Source organism: Mycobacterium kansasii ATCC 12478 (assembly GCF_000157895.3).
GTDB lineage: Bacteria > Actinomycetota > Actinomycetes > Mycobacteriales > Mycobacteriaceae > Mycobacterium > Mycobacterium kansasii.
Window position 1 is genome coordinate 1,056,834 of record NC_022663.1, and the last position, 16,187, is coordinate 1,073,020.

9 protein-coding genes and 2 pseudogenes are annotated in these 16,187 nt (G+C 63.7%); 1 reads left to right on the plus strand and 10 read right to left on the minus strand.

Annotated elements, in window-relative coordinates; genetic code table 11:
- Window positions 1-172: 172 nt before the first annotated feature.
- The 3 genes from MKAN_RS04525 to MKAN_RS04535 form a co-directional block, all read right to left on the minus strand.
- Window positions 173-1,699 carry a phospholipase C gene (locus tag MKAN_RS04525; RefSeq protein ID WP_036393202.1) on the minus strand — a complete coding sequence of 509 codons (1,527 nt, stop codon included), beginning with the start codon at window positions 1,697-1,699 and terminating at the stop codon, window positions 173-175.
- Window positions 1,700-2,091: 392 nt separating this feature from the next.
- Window positions 2,092-3,624 (minus strand): phospholipase C, encoded by a 1,533-nt coding sequence (locus tag MKAN_RS04530; RefSeq protein WP_023365606.1) that lies wholly within the window; start codon window positions 3,622-3,624, stop codon window positions 2,092-2,094.
- Between the two features lie 214 nt (window positions 3,625-3,838).
- Window positions 3,839-5,374: a phospholipase C gene (locus MKAN_RS04535; RefSeq protein WP_036393039.1), complete on the minus strand. Its 1,536-nt coding sequence runs from the start codon at window positions 5,372-5,374 to the stop codon at window positions 3,839-3,841.
- Between the two features lie 600 nt (window positions 5,375-5,974).
- Between MKAN_RS04535 and MKAN_RS04540 the strand changes: the two genes are divergently transcribed.
- Entirely contained in the window at window positions 5,975-6,763 is a 789-nt protein-coding gene (locus tag MKAN_RS04540) for a GAP family protein (protein WP_023365611.1), read from the plus strand.
- A gap of 163 nt (window positions 6,764-6,926) precedes the next feature.
- Here the strand turns inward: MKAN_RS04540 and MKAN_RS31010 are convergent.
- From MKAN_RS31010 to MKAN_RS04565, 7 genes and pseudogenes are all read right to left on the minus strand, one after another.
- Window positions 6,927-7,034: pseudogene (locus tag MKAN_RS31010) on the minus strand (type VII secretion protein EsxI); the annotation flags it as partial.
- 21 nt (window positions 7,035-7,055) lie between these two features.
- Entirely contained in the window at window positions 7,056-8,240 is a 1,185-nt protein-coding gene (locus tag MKAN_RS04545) for a PPE family protein (protein WP_036393197.1), read from the minus strand.
- 291 nt (window positions 8,241-8,531) lie between these two features.
- Window positions 8,532-8,639 (minus strand): annotated as a pseudogene (locus MKAN_RS31015) (type VII secretion protein EsxI); the annotation flags it as partial.
- A gap of 21 nt (window positions 8,640-8,660) precedes the next feature.
- Window positions 8,661-9,836, minus strand: coding sequence for a PPE family protein (locus MKAN_RS04550; RefSeq protein ID WP_041803325.1), 1,176 nt, complete (start codon window positions 9,834-9,836; stop codon window positions 8,661-8,663).
- A 522-nt stretch (window positions 9,837-10,358) separates the two neighbouring features.
- Window positions 10,359-12,236, minus strand: coding sequence for a PPE family protein (locus MKAN_RS33185; RefSeq protein WP_023365617.1), 1,878 nt, complete (start codon window positions 12,234-12,236; stop codon window positions 10,359-10,361).
- Window positions 12,237-12,516: 280 nt separating this feature from the next.
- Window positions 12,517-14,409, minus strand: coding sequence for a PPE family protein (locus MKAN_RS04560; RefSeq protein WP_023365619.1), 1,893 nt, complete (start codon window positions 14,407-14,409; stop codon window positions 12,517-12,519).
- Between the two features lie 308 nt (window positions 14,410-14,717).
- Window positions 14,718-16,112: a glycine--tRNA ligase gene (locus MKAN_RS04565; protein WP_023365621.1), complete on the minus strand. Its 1,395-nt coding sequence runs from the start codon at window positions 16,110-16,112 to the stop codon at window positions 14,718-14,720.
- Window positions 16,113-16,187 lie beyond the last annotated feature (75 nt).

Below are 16,187 nucleotides of genomic sequence, written 5' to 3' on the forward strand. Positions count from 1 at the left end.
TGCCAGCACGACCAGCGGCACTGGACCCACGTCCCGCGGCCGGGCTGCACCATCGCCGCTCGCAACAGCCGAGCCTGGCGCTCGATCCGCGCAGCGGGAAACAACCCTGCACACCGGCTTGCAGCACAGGTCCGGTTTAGAGATGCATTCAAATTCAAGAGGCATTCGATGGCTAGCAGATGCCACTGGGAATTCCGCGGACCGGCCCCGATTCCTGGACCGGCATCGTCTGCGGATAGGGCACCCGATAGGGAAGCCCTTCGTTGAGAAACCCCAGGACCACGTTGGGCACACAGTTGGCAACCTTCGGCAATTGCCGAGCCGGATGGTCCAAGTTGGGTCGCGACGGGTCGGGCGGAGCGGCGAAATTGAATGCCGACGTCATATCGCCGGTCAGGCTGGCCCGCCAGGGGGTCAGGTTGGGGACCGGAACCCCGAAGCGCTTACCGATGAGTTGCAGCTGCGACGTGTGGTCGAACTGGTCGTGGACCATCAGCCCGCCTCGACTGTAGGGAGAGATAACGAAACATGGCACCCGGTACCCCAGACCGATCGGCCCCCGGATACCGCCCGAGCCGTCGACCTTGTTGATGTCGACGCTGTTGGGAATCCATTCGCCGGGTGTGCCCGGCGGCGCCGTCGGTGGCGTGACGTGGTCGAAAAATCCGCCGTGTTCGTCGTAAGCGATGATCAGCGCGGTCTTTTCCCATACGGCTGGATTGCGGAGCAACGTCCGGATCAGATTGACAATCGTGACGGCACCCACGGCGATCGGGAAGGACGGATGCTCGGAGTCGACGGTCAGCGGCACAACCCAGGAGACCTGCGGCAGCCTGTTGTTGATGACGTCGAGGACGAAGTCCATGGGATATGTCGGCGCGATCCCGTATCGCGCCAGATCCGAGCGCGGATCTCCCGCCGCCTTGAAACTGCCCACATAGCCGTTGCGGCTCAGCGACGTGTCGTTGAGGCCGCCGAGCAGCTTGCTGTTGTAGACCTTCCAACTGATGCCGGCGTCGCTGAGGTTCTGGGGCATGATGCGCCAACTGAACGTCAGTTTCGGTTGAATGGACGGCTCGACTATCTGTGGTCCGCCCTGGTCGCCGTCAGGGTTGACGGTGCCGCTGATCCAGTAGAGCCGATTGGGCATTGTCCCGCCGAGAAGCGAAGAGTGGTAGTGGTCGCAGACGGTGAACGTGTCGGCCAGCAGGTAGTGGATCGGTATGTCGGGGCGTGCGTAGTAGCCCATCACCACGGGCGTATTGGCCGCCGACCGGGTTCTGGCTTGCGCCGCAAGCCAGCCGTCGTTGGCCCCGCCATTCCACGACAAATGCGCCGCGATCCACTGGTGATCGGGGTCGTTGACGCATTCGCCAACCCCGTTGGGCCCCCTGGTGGTATCGATGCGATACGGCAAGGTAATGCCGGCGGGGTCAACCGCTTGTGTCTGCGGATTCCAGCCCTTCTGGGCGAACAGCGGCGTCGGGGTGTCGAACCCGTCCACGCTGGAGAGCGTGCCGAAGTAATGGTCGAATGACCTGTTTTCCTGCAGGCACAACACGATGTGTTCGATGTCGGTCAGATGTCCCGAACACGGGCCGGCCGCATAGGCCTTCTCGATCACCGGGGCGGCCCAGTCCGTGAGAAAAGCTGCCGCGCCGGCGCCGGTGGCCTTGGCCAGGAATTCTCGACGCGACATTCCAGCAAATGCACCGCCGCCCACCGGCCCTCCTTTATCGATGTTTGAGTTGACCGTATAGGTGTGACGGAAGTCGGCCGCGAAACGCAAACCGGCGTGTCCTGGCGTATTCAATCGCTCCGATGACAGTCCGCGGTGTCCGGTTCGACCTTGAATCGGCCCCGTCGACATAACCTGGCTTGCCGGGAATGCCCGTGCGGACCCGTTGCTGGCACCGGCATATTCGGCGCAGGTGCGACCCGATAGGGAAAAGGACTCGGTGCCGAAACTTGTTGCCACGTTGCGTGCATTCCGGCGCGGGAGGTGCCTCCCGCCATACCCCCATAGCCAGCAGAAACGGATCGGGATCGCCGAACCGCAGCCATGGCAGCCGGCGACTTGCGCAGCCTGATTCAGCAGACGCCGCTGGGAATTCCGCGGGTCGGAGACGTTTCCTGGGTGGGCATCATCTGTGGAAATGGCACCCGATACGGAATTGATGTCTTGGTCGTCGTTCCCAATACCGCGTTCGGAACGCACTGGGGCAGTTTGGGGACTGACTTCAGCAGCGGGTGATCCAGATTGGGTTTCGACGGGTTCGGCGGGACCGCGAAATTGAATGTCGAAGTCATATCGCCGACCACGCCGTTTCTCCAGGCGCTGAGGTTGGGAACGGGCACTCCGAACCGCGCACTGATCAATTTCAGCGTCGACGTGTGGTCGAACGTGTCGTGGACCATCAGTGGACCGCGACTGTAGGGCGAAATGACGATGCACGGGGTGCGAAAACCCAAACCGATGGGCCCGCGAATACCGCCCGAACCCGGTACCGCGTTGATATCGGGGACGGTGACGTACTCCCCGGGGGTACCCGGCGGCGGCGTCGGCGGTGTCACGTGGTCGAAGAATCCTCCATTTTCGTCGTAATTGACGATCACCGCGGTCTTTTCCCACACCGCCGGATTCGACAGCAAAATCCGCAGCACGTCGACGATTCCGACAGCACCGATGGAAACGGGTAATGCGGGATGTTCGGACAACAGGAATCCCGGCAGCACCCAGGAAACTTTGGGCAGCGCATTGTTCTTGACGTCAGCGGCGAAGTCCAAGGGATACGTAGGGGCGATGCCGTAGCGGGCCAGATTGGATCTCGGATCTGCGGCCTGCTGGAAATCGTTGATCAGTCCGTTGTAGCCCACAACCGTATTGTTGAGCGGCCCCAGAAATTTGTTCTGGTAGACCTTCCAGCTGACGGCGGCATCTTCGAGGTTCTGCGGCATGATCCGCCAGCTGAGTTTTTGTTGCGGTTGGATGTTGGGTTCGATCAGAATCGGTCCACCGTTGGTGCCGTCCGGGTCGATCCAGGCGCTCATCCAATACAGCCGATTGGGCGTGGTCCCGCCCAGCAGCGAGCAGTAGTAGGCGTCGCAAACTGTGAATGTGTCCGCGAGCAGGTAATGGATGGGGAGGTCCCGGCGAGTGTAATAACCCATCGTCACCGGGACGTTGCCCTGCAGCGGGCTGGACGCGGCCTGCGCCGGCAACCAGCCGTCGTTGGCGCCCCCGTTCCATGAGTTATGCATGGCGATCCAGCCGTGATCGGGGTCATTGACACATTCGCCGTCAAGCAGCGGCCCCCGGGTGGTGTCGAATCGAAACGGAATGGTGGTGCCGGCCGGGTCGACCGCCTGCGTCGCCGGATTCCAGCCCTTCTGCGCGAATGCCGGTGACGGATCGTTGAAACCCCGAGTCCCCGATAACGTGCCAAAGTAGTGATCGAATGACCGGTTCTCCTGCATCAACAACACGATGTGCTCGATATCGGTCAAATGCCCCGAGCAGGGCCCGGCTCCATACGCCTTTTCGATAATCGGAGCGGCTAACGACGTGAGAGCGCCGGCGGTGGTGGCGGCAGCGGCTTTGGCGAAGAATTGTCGACGGGTCATTCCGTCGACTGGGTGCTCGCCCCCCACACGCCCTCCTTGACGGCCGCTACGCACATTCCCGATCACGGTATAGTTGCGCCGGCGATCAATCCTGATAAGCCCACCGGCGTGTCGGACCTGATACGCAAGCCAGTGCTGATCATTTCAATCACGGAGCGCGAATCCGCCGCCGTCACCGAAAGCTGTGCCGGCTGTACCGGCTTTTCCCGGCCGATCAGCAAAGCCCGCTGGGAATCCCGCGGGTGGGGCTGCTTTCCTGAGTGGGCATTATTTGGGGGTAAGGCACTCGGTACGGAATGGCCGGCAACGTGCCGTCCGTCGTTCCCAATACGACGTTGGGGATGCATTGCGGCAGTTTCGGTACCGCGGCCAAGAGCGGATGGCTCAAGTTAGGTCTCGTCGGGTTCGGCGGTGTTGCGAAGTTGAACGCGGAGGTCATGTCGCCCACGACGCCGTCGCGCCACGCGGTCAAGTTGGGAATGGGTACACCGAACCTGGCGCGAATCAATTTCAGCTGCGAGGTGTGGTCGAAGGTGTCATGGACCATCAGCCCGCCGCGACTGAACGGCGAAATGACCAGGCAGGGCACCCGAAACCCCAGCCCGATCGGGCCGCGGATACCGCCGGAACCGGTCACCGCATTGATGTCGGGCACCGTGACGTACTCACCTGGAGTACCCGGCGGTGCCGTCGGCGGCGTCACGTGGTCGAAGAAACCGCCGTTTTCGTCATAGCTGATGATCAAGGCGGTTTTCTCCCACACCGCCGGGTTGGAAAGCAGGATGCGCAGCGCATTGACCATCGCCACGGCACCCAGCGCCACCGGCAATGCGGGATGCTCCGACTGGATGAACGGTGGAACCAGCCAGGAAACCTGCGGCAGCCGGTTGCCTTTGACGTCGGCCGCGAAGTCCAACGGATAAGTCGGCGCAATGCCGAACCGAGCCAGGTTCGACCTCGGGTTTGCGGACTGCCGGAAAGCCTGCACTAGCCCGTTATTGCTGATCGGAGTGTTGATGAACCGCCCAGCATCTTTGCTTTGGTAAACCTTCCAACTGATGCCGGCGTCCTCGAGGTTCTCCGGCATGATGCGCCAGCTGTACTGCTGCTCGGGCAGGAAGCCGGGCTCCACCAACTGCGGTCCCCCATTGGTGCCGGCCGGATCGATGGTGGCGCTCATCCAATACAACCGATTAGGCAGCGTGCCACCGAGCAGTGAACAGTGGTAGCCGTCGCAAATGGTGAAGGTATCAGCCAGCAGATGGTGGATCGGGATGTCCTGACGGGTGTAATACCCCATGACCATCGGGACATAGGGCCCGGTGCGGGTCGCCGATTGCGCCGGAAGCCAGTTGTCGTTGCCGCCGTTGTTCCAGGAGTTGTGCATCGCGATCCAGGCATGGTCGGGATCATTGACGCACTCGCCGTCCAGAATGGGGCCACGGGTGGTATCGAGCCGGAACGGAATGGTGATTCCAGCAGGGTCGAGCGCCTGCGTCATCGGGTTCCAACCCTTTTGCTGGTATGCCGGCGACGGGTCGTTGAAACCTCGGGTGCTAGAAAGTGTGCCGAAGTAATGATCGAATGACCGGTTCTCCTGCATCAACAACACGATGTGCTCGATGTCGGTCAAATGCCCCGAGCATGGGCCCGCACCATACGCCTTTTCGATCACCGGGCCGGCAAAGTCCATCAGCAACGCCGCAGCGCCGGCGCCGGTGAGCTTTGCAAAAAACTCCCGGCGTGACATTCCCCGGAAGGGGTTTTCCGTCACGTAATTCGCCTCCCTGCGCACAGTTCAGCTCACGGTATAGTTACGACGCCGATTGATCGCGGCAGGCCGACCGGCGTGTCGCAGACCTACTCTCACCTGCAGCAAACGCGCTGGAATCGGTTACCGGGATCGGTATTGGCCGGTCGCGCGATACCGGTGGGTACGGAGTTTCGGTATGTTTGGCCGGCGTTGTCGAAGCCACGAGAACCGCGGCGTAAACCGCCGGGCCTGGTTAAGCCCGGCTGGAAGCGGTGCCCACACGCGGCGGCGCCCCTCCCGCAGCGCGCCGACCCGGTGCCCTGTTATCGAAGCGGGCGGTACGCCATGCCGGCGCAACCCATTGCGGCCAACGTGCCAATGCCCATCGGATTAAAGTGCGTCACGACAAAAATTTATCGAATCCCACATTCCTAATCGATCCCTCATAGTGCCATTTCTTGACTTGGCGTCGGCGCCGGCAACTCCGCGATTACTCGAGGTCAGCGCCCGTTCTTCGACTTTTCAAACGAATGGCATTCGGCACCGCCGGTCTTAATCTGACGCCAGGAATGATGTCGTGGCGCGAGTGACCCGGTCGTGATCGGAAAACCATTGTCCCGACCGGGTTTCGTGATCGTCGTCGTCGTTGTAGCGTCCGTTGCCATGTGGGGCACGGTGCTCGTGTTGGGGCTCGTCGCGACGGCCGACCCGGTGCGGATCGGGATCAGCGTTCTCCTGTCGTCGCAACCTCGTGCCGTCGGCCAGCTCGTTGCATTTTGGCTCGGCGGCATTTTCACCAGCGTTGCTCTGGCTACGGGTGTGCTCTTCGGACTACGAGGATTCGCGCTCGACGTCATGCACCGGGTGGAAGTTGCCACCGCCAGTTCCACCGCCGGACACATTCAGATCGCCATGGGTGTCACGGCGCTGCTCATCGCCGCCCTGGCGATCCGCCTCTCCCCAGGCCAGCGGATACGGCTGGGGATGACAGGCGCCAATCCATCACAGTTGCAGGTCCGGACGTCCATGACGATCTCGAGGTTGTCGACGCGCGCCCAGTTCGCGCTGCAGGCCCGGCCGCTGCGGGTGGCGTTCGTCCTCGGAGTCGGGATGTTGGCGGATCTCCGGTTTCTGGTGGCGCTCACTGCGATTTTGGCCTCGGGAGCTGCGGTGGCCACCCAGGTCACCGCGGCGGGGGTGTACACCCTTGTGGCGCTGACGTTCGTCGAGCTCCCGCTCGCCAGCCAGCTGGCAGCGCCGGCTAAGACCGGCCAGATCATGTCGGTGCTGCAGCGCTGGGTCAAGGCTCGGCGGCACCAGATCTTCGCTGTCGTCATTGCCCTGCTGGGGGCATTCCTGATGACCAGGGGGATGGGCCGCGTATAAGCGCCCGCCCTGATGGCGGCTGCCGCCTTACCTCGTCACACATCGTGTCCGGCGCACAGACCGCGAATCGCTTCGGCTGACATGGTGAGGGCGCGGGTAACACTGGTTGGTTGGTGTTATCCGCGCCCTGTAGAGCTGGCCGGTGAGGCCGGCTCGGTGTTGGTCAGGCCCAGCTGGAGCCGACGGCGGAGGCGGTTTGGCCGTGGGCGTTGGTTTGTTCGTAGATCACCTGCATGTTGCGGCCCGCCGCGGTGATGAACTCCTGGCAGGCCTCGCCGCGGAAGTCCCGGCCTTATCCGATCCCGGTACGCGGGATCACACTCGGGCGCGCCTGCACCACATGCGGGTTAGCACCGCCGCGGCCCATCATCCCGCCGGGCATCCCCGCCCCCGCACCACCGGCACCCATCGGCATCGGCATCATCGGCATCCCACCACCGGTCCCGGCTGCCTGCGCCAGCTCCGCTGCATTGGGCAAACCACCCAACCCCGCCATCGCCGCACTCGACAACCCCTTGGGCATCGACCCCTCCCACGTCGGCGGCACCGACATCGCCCCCACCAACCGCGCCTTACCCAACTCCGCACCAATACCCGCACCCACCCCCGCGCCACCGCCGAGGCCCTTCATCGGATTGACATCACCGACAAACTTCGGCGCATCAGCCAACCCCTCCCACGCCGTCGCCCCCGCCAACCCCGCGGTACCCGCATTGGCCGTGCCGCCCAACTGCATCAGCGGCCCGAGCATCATGCTGGCCGGCTGCGCCGCAACCTGCGCCACCTGCATCACCGACGACACCGGCACCGCCGAGGCCAACGACTGCACCCCGCTCACCACCCCCGGAACCCCCGCCAGTGCACCCTGCAACGCCGGCGACACCGCCCCCGTCGCCGCCGTCGCCGCCGTGCTCACCTGGGCCGCGACCTGCCCAGCCAACCCCGCCAAATCCAACGGCGGCACACCAAACGGCATCAACTCCGCAGCCGCCGCCCCCGCCCCCGCGTCATAGCCCACCATCGCCCCCACATCCTGAGCCCACATCTCCACATAATCGAACTCAGTAGCCGCAATCGCCGGCGTGTTCTGACCCAAGAAATTGGTCGCCACCAACGCCCCCAACAACACCCGATTCGCCGCCACCGCCGCCGGATGCACCGTCGCCGCCACCGCCGACTCAAACGCCGTCGCCGCCGCCACCGCCGAGGCCGCCGCCGTCTCCGCCTGCACCGCCGCCGCGCTCAACCACCCCACATACGGCGCCGCCGCCGCCGCCATCGACACCGACGCCGGACCCGCCCACGGCCCACCCGTCAACCCCGCAATCACCGCATCAAACGACGACGCCGACCCCGCCAACTCCGCAGCCAGACCCGCCCACGCCGACGCCGCCGCAAACAACGGCCCCGCCCCAGCACCAGCAAAGATCCGCGCCGAATTGATCTCCGGCGGCAACCACGCAAACTCAGGAACCATTCCAACCCCAAACCAACCAGCCGTCACCAACGGCACCGACAACCAACCGAACCCGAACACTCACCAACCCATCGGCGGATCGTAAGCCAACCCACAGCGAAAAACTCCAGATTCGCCAAACGCTGAAACCGCAGGGGCATTCGGTGATCTCCGCGAGTTACGTGCCACCGAAGCGTGGGTAGCGGCCAGGCGGCTCACATGATGCTGACATGGTGAGGGCGCGGGTAACACTGGTTGGTTGGTGTTACCCGCGCCCCGTAGAGCTGGCTGGTGAGGCCGGCTCGGTGTTGGTCAGGCCCAGCTGGAGCCGACGGCGGAGGCGGTTTGGCCGTGGGCATTGGTTTGTTCGTAGATCACCTGCATGTTGCGGCCTACCGCGGTGATGAACTCCTGGCAGGCCTCGCCGCGGAAGTCCCGGCTCTACCCGACACCGGTACGCGGGATCACACTCGGGCGCGCCTGCACCACATGCGGATTAGCACCGCCGCGGCCCATCATCCCGCCGGGCATCCCCGCCCCGGCACCACCCATCCCCATCGGCATCGGCATCATCCCCATCCCACCACCGGTCCCGGCTGCCTGCGCCAGCTCCGCTGCATTGGGCAAACCACCCAACCCCGCCATCGCCGCACTCGACAACCCCTTGGGCATCGACCCCTCCCACGTCGGCGGCACCGACATCGCCCCCACCAACCGCGCCTTACCCAACTCCGCGCCAATACCCGCACCCACCCCCGCGCCACCGCCGAGGCCCTTCATCGGATTGACATCACCGACAAACTTCGGCGCATCAGCCAGACCCTCCCACGCCGCCGCCCCCGCCAACCCCGCGGTACCCGCATTGGCCGTGTTGGCCAACTGCATCAGCGGCCCGAGCATCATGCTGGCCGGCTGCGCCGCAACCTGCGCCACCTGCATCACCGACGACAACGGCAGCGACGAGGCCAACGACTGCACCCCGCTCACCACCCCCGGAACCCCCGCCAGCGCACCCTGCAACGCCGGCGACACCGCCCCCGTCGCCGCCGCGCTCACCTGGGCCGCGACCTGCCCAGCCAACCCCGCCAAATCCAACGGCGGCACACCAAACGGCATCAACTCCGCAGCCGCCGCCCCCGCCCCCGCGTCATAGCCCACCATCGCCCCCACATCCTGAGCCCACATCTCCACATAATCGAACTCAGTAGCCGCAATCGCCGGCGTGTTCTGACCCAAGAAATTGGTCGCCACCAACGCCCCCAACAACACCCGATTCGCCGCCACCGCCGCCGGATGCACCGTCGCCGCCACCGCCGACTCAAACGCCGTCGCCGCCGTCACCGCCGAGGCCGCCGCCGTCTCCGCCTGCACCGCCGCCGCGCTCAACCACCCCACATACGGCGCCGCCGCCGCCGCCATCGACACCGACGCCGGACCCGCCCACGGCCCACCCGTCAACCCCGCAATCACCGCGTCAAACGACGACGCCGCCCCCGCCAACTCCGCAGCCAGACCCTCCCACGCCGACGCCGCCGCAAACAACGGCCCCGCCCCAGCACCAGCAAAGATCCGCGCCGAATTGATCTCCGGCGGCAACCACGCAAACTCAGGAACCATTCCAACCCCAAACCAACCAGCCGTCACCAACGGCACCGACAACCAACCGAACCCGAACACTCACCAACCCATGGGCGGATCGTAAGCCAACTCACAGCGAAAAACTCCAGATTCGCCGAGTTATCCATAAAGATTGGATAAGGGCCGGTCCACCAGCGCGCCAGATCTCGGAACTATCTCGGCGAGGCCAGGCAGCCATGCCTGCGTAATGTCAATGACGTGGACAAACAATGATCCGCTTGATTGGTTCGCCGAGTGATTTCCCTATCGCCACCACGACGGGAAGGCAATGACCGACCGTCGGCAGCCGAGGCCTGATCAGTTGATGCGCGCCGACGCCGGCCAACTGCGCGGCGCTGCCTAGAACCGCCTGGTCAGCCCGTGGCGACCGGCTGCTACGCCGGGTGTGTCGTCCGGCGGTTTGAGGTCCGCACGGTCAGCACCCGGCCATTGCCGCAGACCCCATACCCTTCCAATACCCATCGACAGGCTTACCATCGGAAAATTGGCGTTAGGGCGCCGCTAGAAAAGGTTCTTGAAGAAGCCCGAAAGCCCGTTGCCGAAGACCAACAGTCCCGAGCTTCCGGTCCCGGAGTTCAGGATGCCCGAGGTCGTGACACCCGCGATGGCGATGCCCGCGTTCTGGACAGCCGCATTATAGAAACCCGCGTTCCCGTAGCCGGTGTCGAGCGCGCCAGAGTTGCCGCCGAAGATGCTCGTGGTACTGGTGTTGACGTAGCCCGAGTTGCCGAATCCCGAATTTTGAATACCCGAGTTGCCGCTACCATTTGGGTCGTTCTGACCGAAGCCCGAGTTACCGGTGCCGACATTGAAGAAGCCGGAGTTAGGACCGGGGTGGGCTATAGCGCTGAAGAACCCGGTGTTGAGTGCGCCACCGTTGAAGCCACCGGTGTTGGTGTTGCCCGCGTTGGCGAAACCGGTATTGACGTCGCCCGCGTTCCCGAACCCGGAGTTGATGTCGCCCGCGTTGAAAAAGCCGGTGTTGACGTTGCCCGAGTTACCGAAGCTGGTGTTCGAGTTGCCGGCATTGAAGCTGCCCGCGTTGAAGTTGCCGGAATCGAAGAAGCCGAAGTTGCCGGCCCCGGCATTTACGGCGCCGGTGTTTGTGCTACCGCCGTTCCAGAACCCGGTGTTGACACTGCCCGCGTTCCCGAAGCCCGTGTTCCCCACGCCAGAATTACCGAAGCCTACGTTGACGGTACCCGAGTTGAAGAAGCCCACGTTACCGCTGCCTGAGTTGAACAAACCGATATTGTTGCTGCCGGTGTTCAACGCGCCGAAGCCAATTTGACCGTTGCCGGTGAGCCCGATGCCGATATTGTTATTCCCAGTGTTGCCGAAGCCGAAATTGCCATTCCCGGTGTTACCGAAGCCGACGTTGCTACTCCCGGAATTTCCGCTGCCGAAATTGAAGTTACCACCATTACCGTTGCCGAAATTCGTGTCGCCGATATTGCCGCTGCCCACGTTGGTGTTGCCGATATTTCCACCACCCAGATTGGTGCTACCGATATTGCCGCTGCCCAGGTTCTGGCTGCCGAAGTTTCCGCTACCGACGTTGAAGTTGCCGACGTTGCCGCTGCCCAGGTTGATGTCGCCCCGGTTTCCGCCACCGATGTTGGTGCTGCCGATATTGCCGCTGCCCAAGTTGAACGAGCCGACGTTGCCGCTTCCGATGTTCGTGTCACCGATGTTGCCGCTACCCAGGTTGAGCGAGCCGATGTTGCCGAAACCGAAGTTGATGCCCTGAAGAGGCGCCGGCACGACGCTGGCCGCCTGCGCCGACGGTGCGCCGGCCGCCGCGCCGGTCCCCGACACGCCACCGACCAGACCCGACAACCCGGGCAACCCCGCCACCGAACCCGACCACGACGCCAACTGAGCAGCCGCCGCCGAAACCCCACCGTGATAACCCACCATGGCCGCCACATCGGCCGCCCACATCTCCTCATACACACCCTCGGCAGCCGCAATCGCCGGCGCATTCTGACCAAACAGATTCGACATCACCAACTGCACAAACACATTGCGATTAGCCGCCACCGCCAACGGATGAACCACCGCCGCCCGCGCCGCCTCAAACGCCCCCACCACCGCCTGCGCCTGCGCAGCCGCACCCGCAGCCCGCGCCGCCGCCGCACTCAACCACCCCGAATACGGAGCCGCCACCGCCGCCATCGCCGCCGCCGCCGGACCCTGCCACGCCGAACCCGGCCCCCCCGCCAAACCCGAAGTCACCGACCCAAACGCCGCCGCCGCCGACCCCAACTCATCAGCCAACCCAGCCCACGCCGCCGCCGCCGCCAACATCGGCCCCGAACCCGCACCAGAAAACATCCGAAACGAATTAATCTCCGGCGGCAACACCGAAAAATTCATGAACCCGCCCCTCCTTCAACGGAATATTCTCAACACCACCCGCAGGCGTTACCGCAACCACCACCCCGGCACCGGCGCCAACAAAACACGCCGCACACCGGCAAACCGCTCCTGGCAGCGACCCTAGGCCACACCCCCCACCAAACCCCCGCATTTACCCCCACCACCCACCCGTGTCGACCACCCAACCACCGCTAGCCTCGGGCTTTCGCCGCGGGATGGGATGCCGCCGCCCATGCCCGCGGGACCAAAGCCGCTGGGGGCAGGCCAGATTCGGCCGCTACCGGAAGAACCCGGAAATCCCTGAACCTGAATTGAAGCCACCGGAGTTCTGATCGCCGGAATTAACGATGCCCGAGCTGTCGTCGCCGGAATTCGAGATGCCTGCAAGGGTATTACCCGAGTTTACAAATCCGGCATTGTTGGTGCCAATATTGCTGAAACCAGAATTGAAGCCGGGGATCAGCGCGGGCCCGGCATTCGAGATTCCCGAATTACCGATGCCGGTGTTGAAGAAGCCAGAGTTGACGGTACCGTTGGGATCACTGTTCCCAAAGCCTGAGTTGCCGGCGCCTTGGTTATCGAATCCGGAATTCAAGACCGGCTGGTCCACCGCGCTCGCGAAGCCGGTGTTGAGGTTGCCGCCATTGAATCCGCCGGTGTTGGTGTTGCCGCCGTTGAAAAAGCCGGTGTTGACATTACCCGCGTTCCAGGCACCGGTGTTCGAGTCACCCGCGTTCATAAAACCGGTATTTCCCGCACCAGAATTTCCGAAGCCGGTGTTATGGGTGCCCACGTTGAAGCTGCCAAAGTTTCCGTTTCCCGCGTCGAAAATACCGAAGTTAGCGCTACCGGCACTGCCGAAGCCGGTATTTGAACTACCCGCGTTCCAGAAACCGGTATTGAAGTCGCCAGCGTTACCGAAACCGGTATTCCCGTTGCCAGAGTTTATCCAGCCGATGTTATTGTTACCTGAGTTGAAAAAGCCGATGTTGTTGTTGCCCGAGTTGAACAAACCGATATTGTTGCTGCCGGAGTTCAAGGCGCCGAAGCCAATTTGTCCGTTGCCGGTGAGCCCGAAACCGATGTTGTCGTTACCCTTGTTGCCGAACCCGATATTGCCGGTACCGAGGTTTCCGAATCCGATGTTGCCGCCACCGAGATTCCCGCTGCCGAGGTTGAAGTCGCCGGTGTTTCCGCTGCCCAGGGACACGTCGGCCAGGTTTCCGCTGCCGATGTTGATGGTGCCGAAGTTTCCGCTGCCCAGGTTGAGGCTGCCGATGTTGCCGCTGCCCAGGTTGCCGCTGCCGAAGTTTCCGCTGCCGAAGTTGAAGTCCCCGATGTTGCCGCTGCCGCTATTGGCGGTCCCGGTATTGCCACCGCCCCAGTTCTGGCTGCCGTAATTCCCGCTGCCGAGGTTGGTGTCGCCGATATTGCCGCTGCCGAGGTTGATCCCACCGATGTTGCCGCTGCCCAGGTTGAACGAACCGATGTTGCCGAAGCCCAGGTTGAAGACGAAGTCGTCAAGCCATTGCGAAACCGCCGCCGGGCCGGCGGTCGCCTGTGCGGCGAGCGCCGACGGTGCGCCGGCCGCCGCGCCGGTCCCCGACACGCCACCGACCAGACCCGACAACCCGGGCAACCCCGCCACCGAACCCGACCACGACGCCAACTGAGCAGCCGCCGCCGAAACCCCACCGTGATAACCCACCATGGCCGCCACATCGGCCGCCCACATCTCCTCATACACACCCTCGGCAGCCGCAATCGCCGGCGCATTCTGACCAAACAGATTCGACATCACCAACTGCACAAACACATTGCGATTAGCCGCCACCGCCAACGGATGAACCACCGCCGCCCGCGCCGCCTCAAACGCCCCCACCACCGCCTGCGCCTGCGCAGCCGCACCCGCAGCCCGCGCCGCCGCCGCACTCAACCACCCCGAATACGGAGCCGCCACCGCCGCCATCGCCGCCGCCGCCGGACCCTGCCACGCCGAACCCGGCCCCCCCGCCAAACCCGAAGTCACCGACCCAAACGCCGCCGCCGCCGACCCCAACTCATCAGCCAACCCAGCCCACGCCGCCGCCGCCGCCAACATCGGCCCCGAACCCGCACCAGAAAACATCCGAAACGAATTAATCTCCGGCGGCAACACCGAAAAATTCATGAACCCGCCCCTCCTTCAACGGAATATTCTCAACACCACCCGCAGGCGTTACCGCAACCACCACCCCGGCACCGGCGCCAACAAAACACGCCGCACACCGGCAAACCGCTCCTGGCAGCGACCCTAGGCCACACCCCCCACCAAACCCCCGCATTTACCCCCACCACCCACCCGTGTCGACCACCCAACCACGACAAAAACAGGGGCGGCGGTGCGGGATGCGAACCGTATCTTCGTCGCTCGTGTGAAGCCGCGCCGGGCCCCGTTGCCCCGCAGCAAACGGTCGGCGCGGTGAAATCCGGGTGCTGCTAGCAGCAGCCCTTGAGCCGGACCGCCAGATAATCGGCGACCTTGTCGATCGCGATCCGTTCTTGGGTCATGGCATCGCGCTCGCGGACGGTGACGGCGTTGTCCTCGAGCGAGTCGAAGTCGACGGTCACGCAATACGGTGTCCCGATCTCGTCCTGACGCCGGTAGCGACGTCCGATGGCGCCCGCATCGTCGAACTCGATGTTCCAGCAGGTGCGCAATTCGGCGGCGAGGTCACGGGCCTTGGGGCTCAAGTCGGCATGCCGCGACAGCGGCAGCACCGCTGCCTTGACCGGTGCCAGCCGGGCATCCAGTCGCAGGACCGTCCGCTTCTCCATCACACCCTTGGCATTGGGGGCCTCGTCCTCGCTATAGGCGTCGATCAAGAACGCCATGAACGACCGGGTCAGGCCCGCTGCCGGTTCGATGACATATGGCGTATACCGAGTGTCGTTGACCTGGTCATAGAAGTTCAGGTCGGTACCGGAATGCTTTGAGTGTGTTGACAAGTCGAAGTCGGTGCGGTTGGCGACTCCTTCCAGCTCACCCCATGGATTGCCGAGGAAGCCGAATTTGTACTCGATGTCGACGGTGCGGTCGGAGTAGTGCGACAGCTTCTCCTTGGGGTGCTCCCACAGGCGCAGGTTCTGCGGGTCGATGCCCAGTTCGACGTACCACTGCAGCCGGGTGTCGATCCAGTACTGGTGCCACTCCTTCGCGGTCGACGGCTCGACGAAGAACTCCATCTCCATCTGCTCGAACTCGCGGGTGCGGAAGATGAAATTGCCGGGGGTGATCTCGTTGCGGAAGCTCTTGCCGATCTGGCCGATGCCGAACGGCGGCTTCTTGCGGGACGTCGTCACAACGTTGGCAAAGTTGATGAAGATGCCCTGCGCGGTTTCCGGGCGCAGATAGTGCAACCCCTCCTCGGTCTCGATTGGTCCGAGGTAGGTCTTGAGCATCATGTTGAATTCGCGCGGCTCGGTCCACTGGCCGGGCTCGCCGGTGTCCGGGTCGCGAATATCGGCCAGCCCGTTGGGCGGCGGATGCCCGTGTTTTGCTTCGTAGGCTTCGATGAGGTGATCGGCCCGGTAGCGCTTGTGCGTGATGAGCGACTCGACCAGGGGGTCGTGGAAGACCTCGACATGGCCCGAGGCGACCCATACCTCACGCGGCAAGATGATCGACGAATCGATACCCACCACGTCGTCACGGCTGGTGATCACCGACCGCCACCACTGCCGTTTGATGTTCTCTTTGAGTTCCACCCCCAGCGGACCGTAGTCCCACGCCGACTTGGTACCGCCGTAGATTTCACCAGACGGATAGACGAAGCCGCGCCGTTTGGCCAGGTTCACCACAGTGTCGATGACAGACGCCACGCGGTACCGCACTCCCTTCCCGAATCGGGCAATTGCATGCAGCGGGCAATCACTGCGCACAAACCTCAGTCATGGTAGCGATCGGCC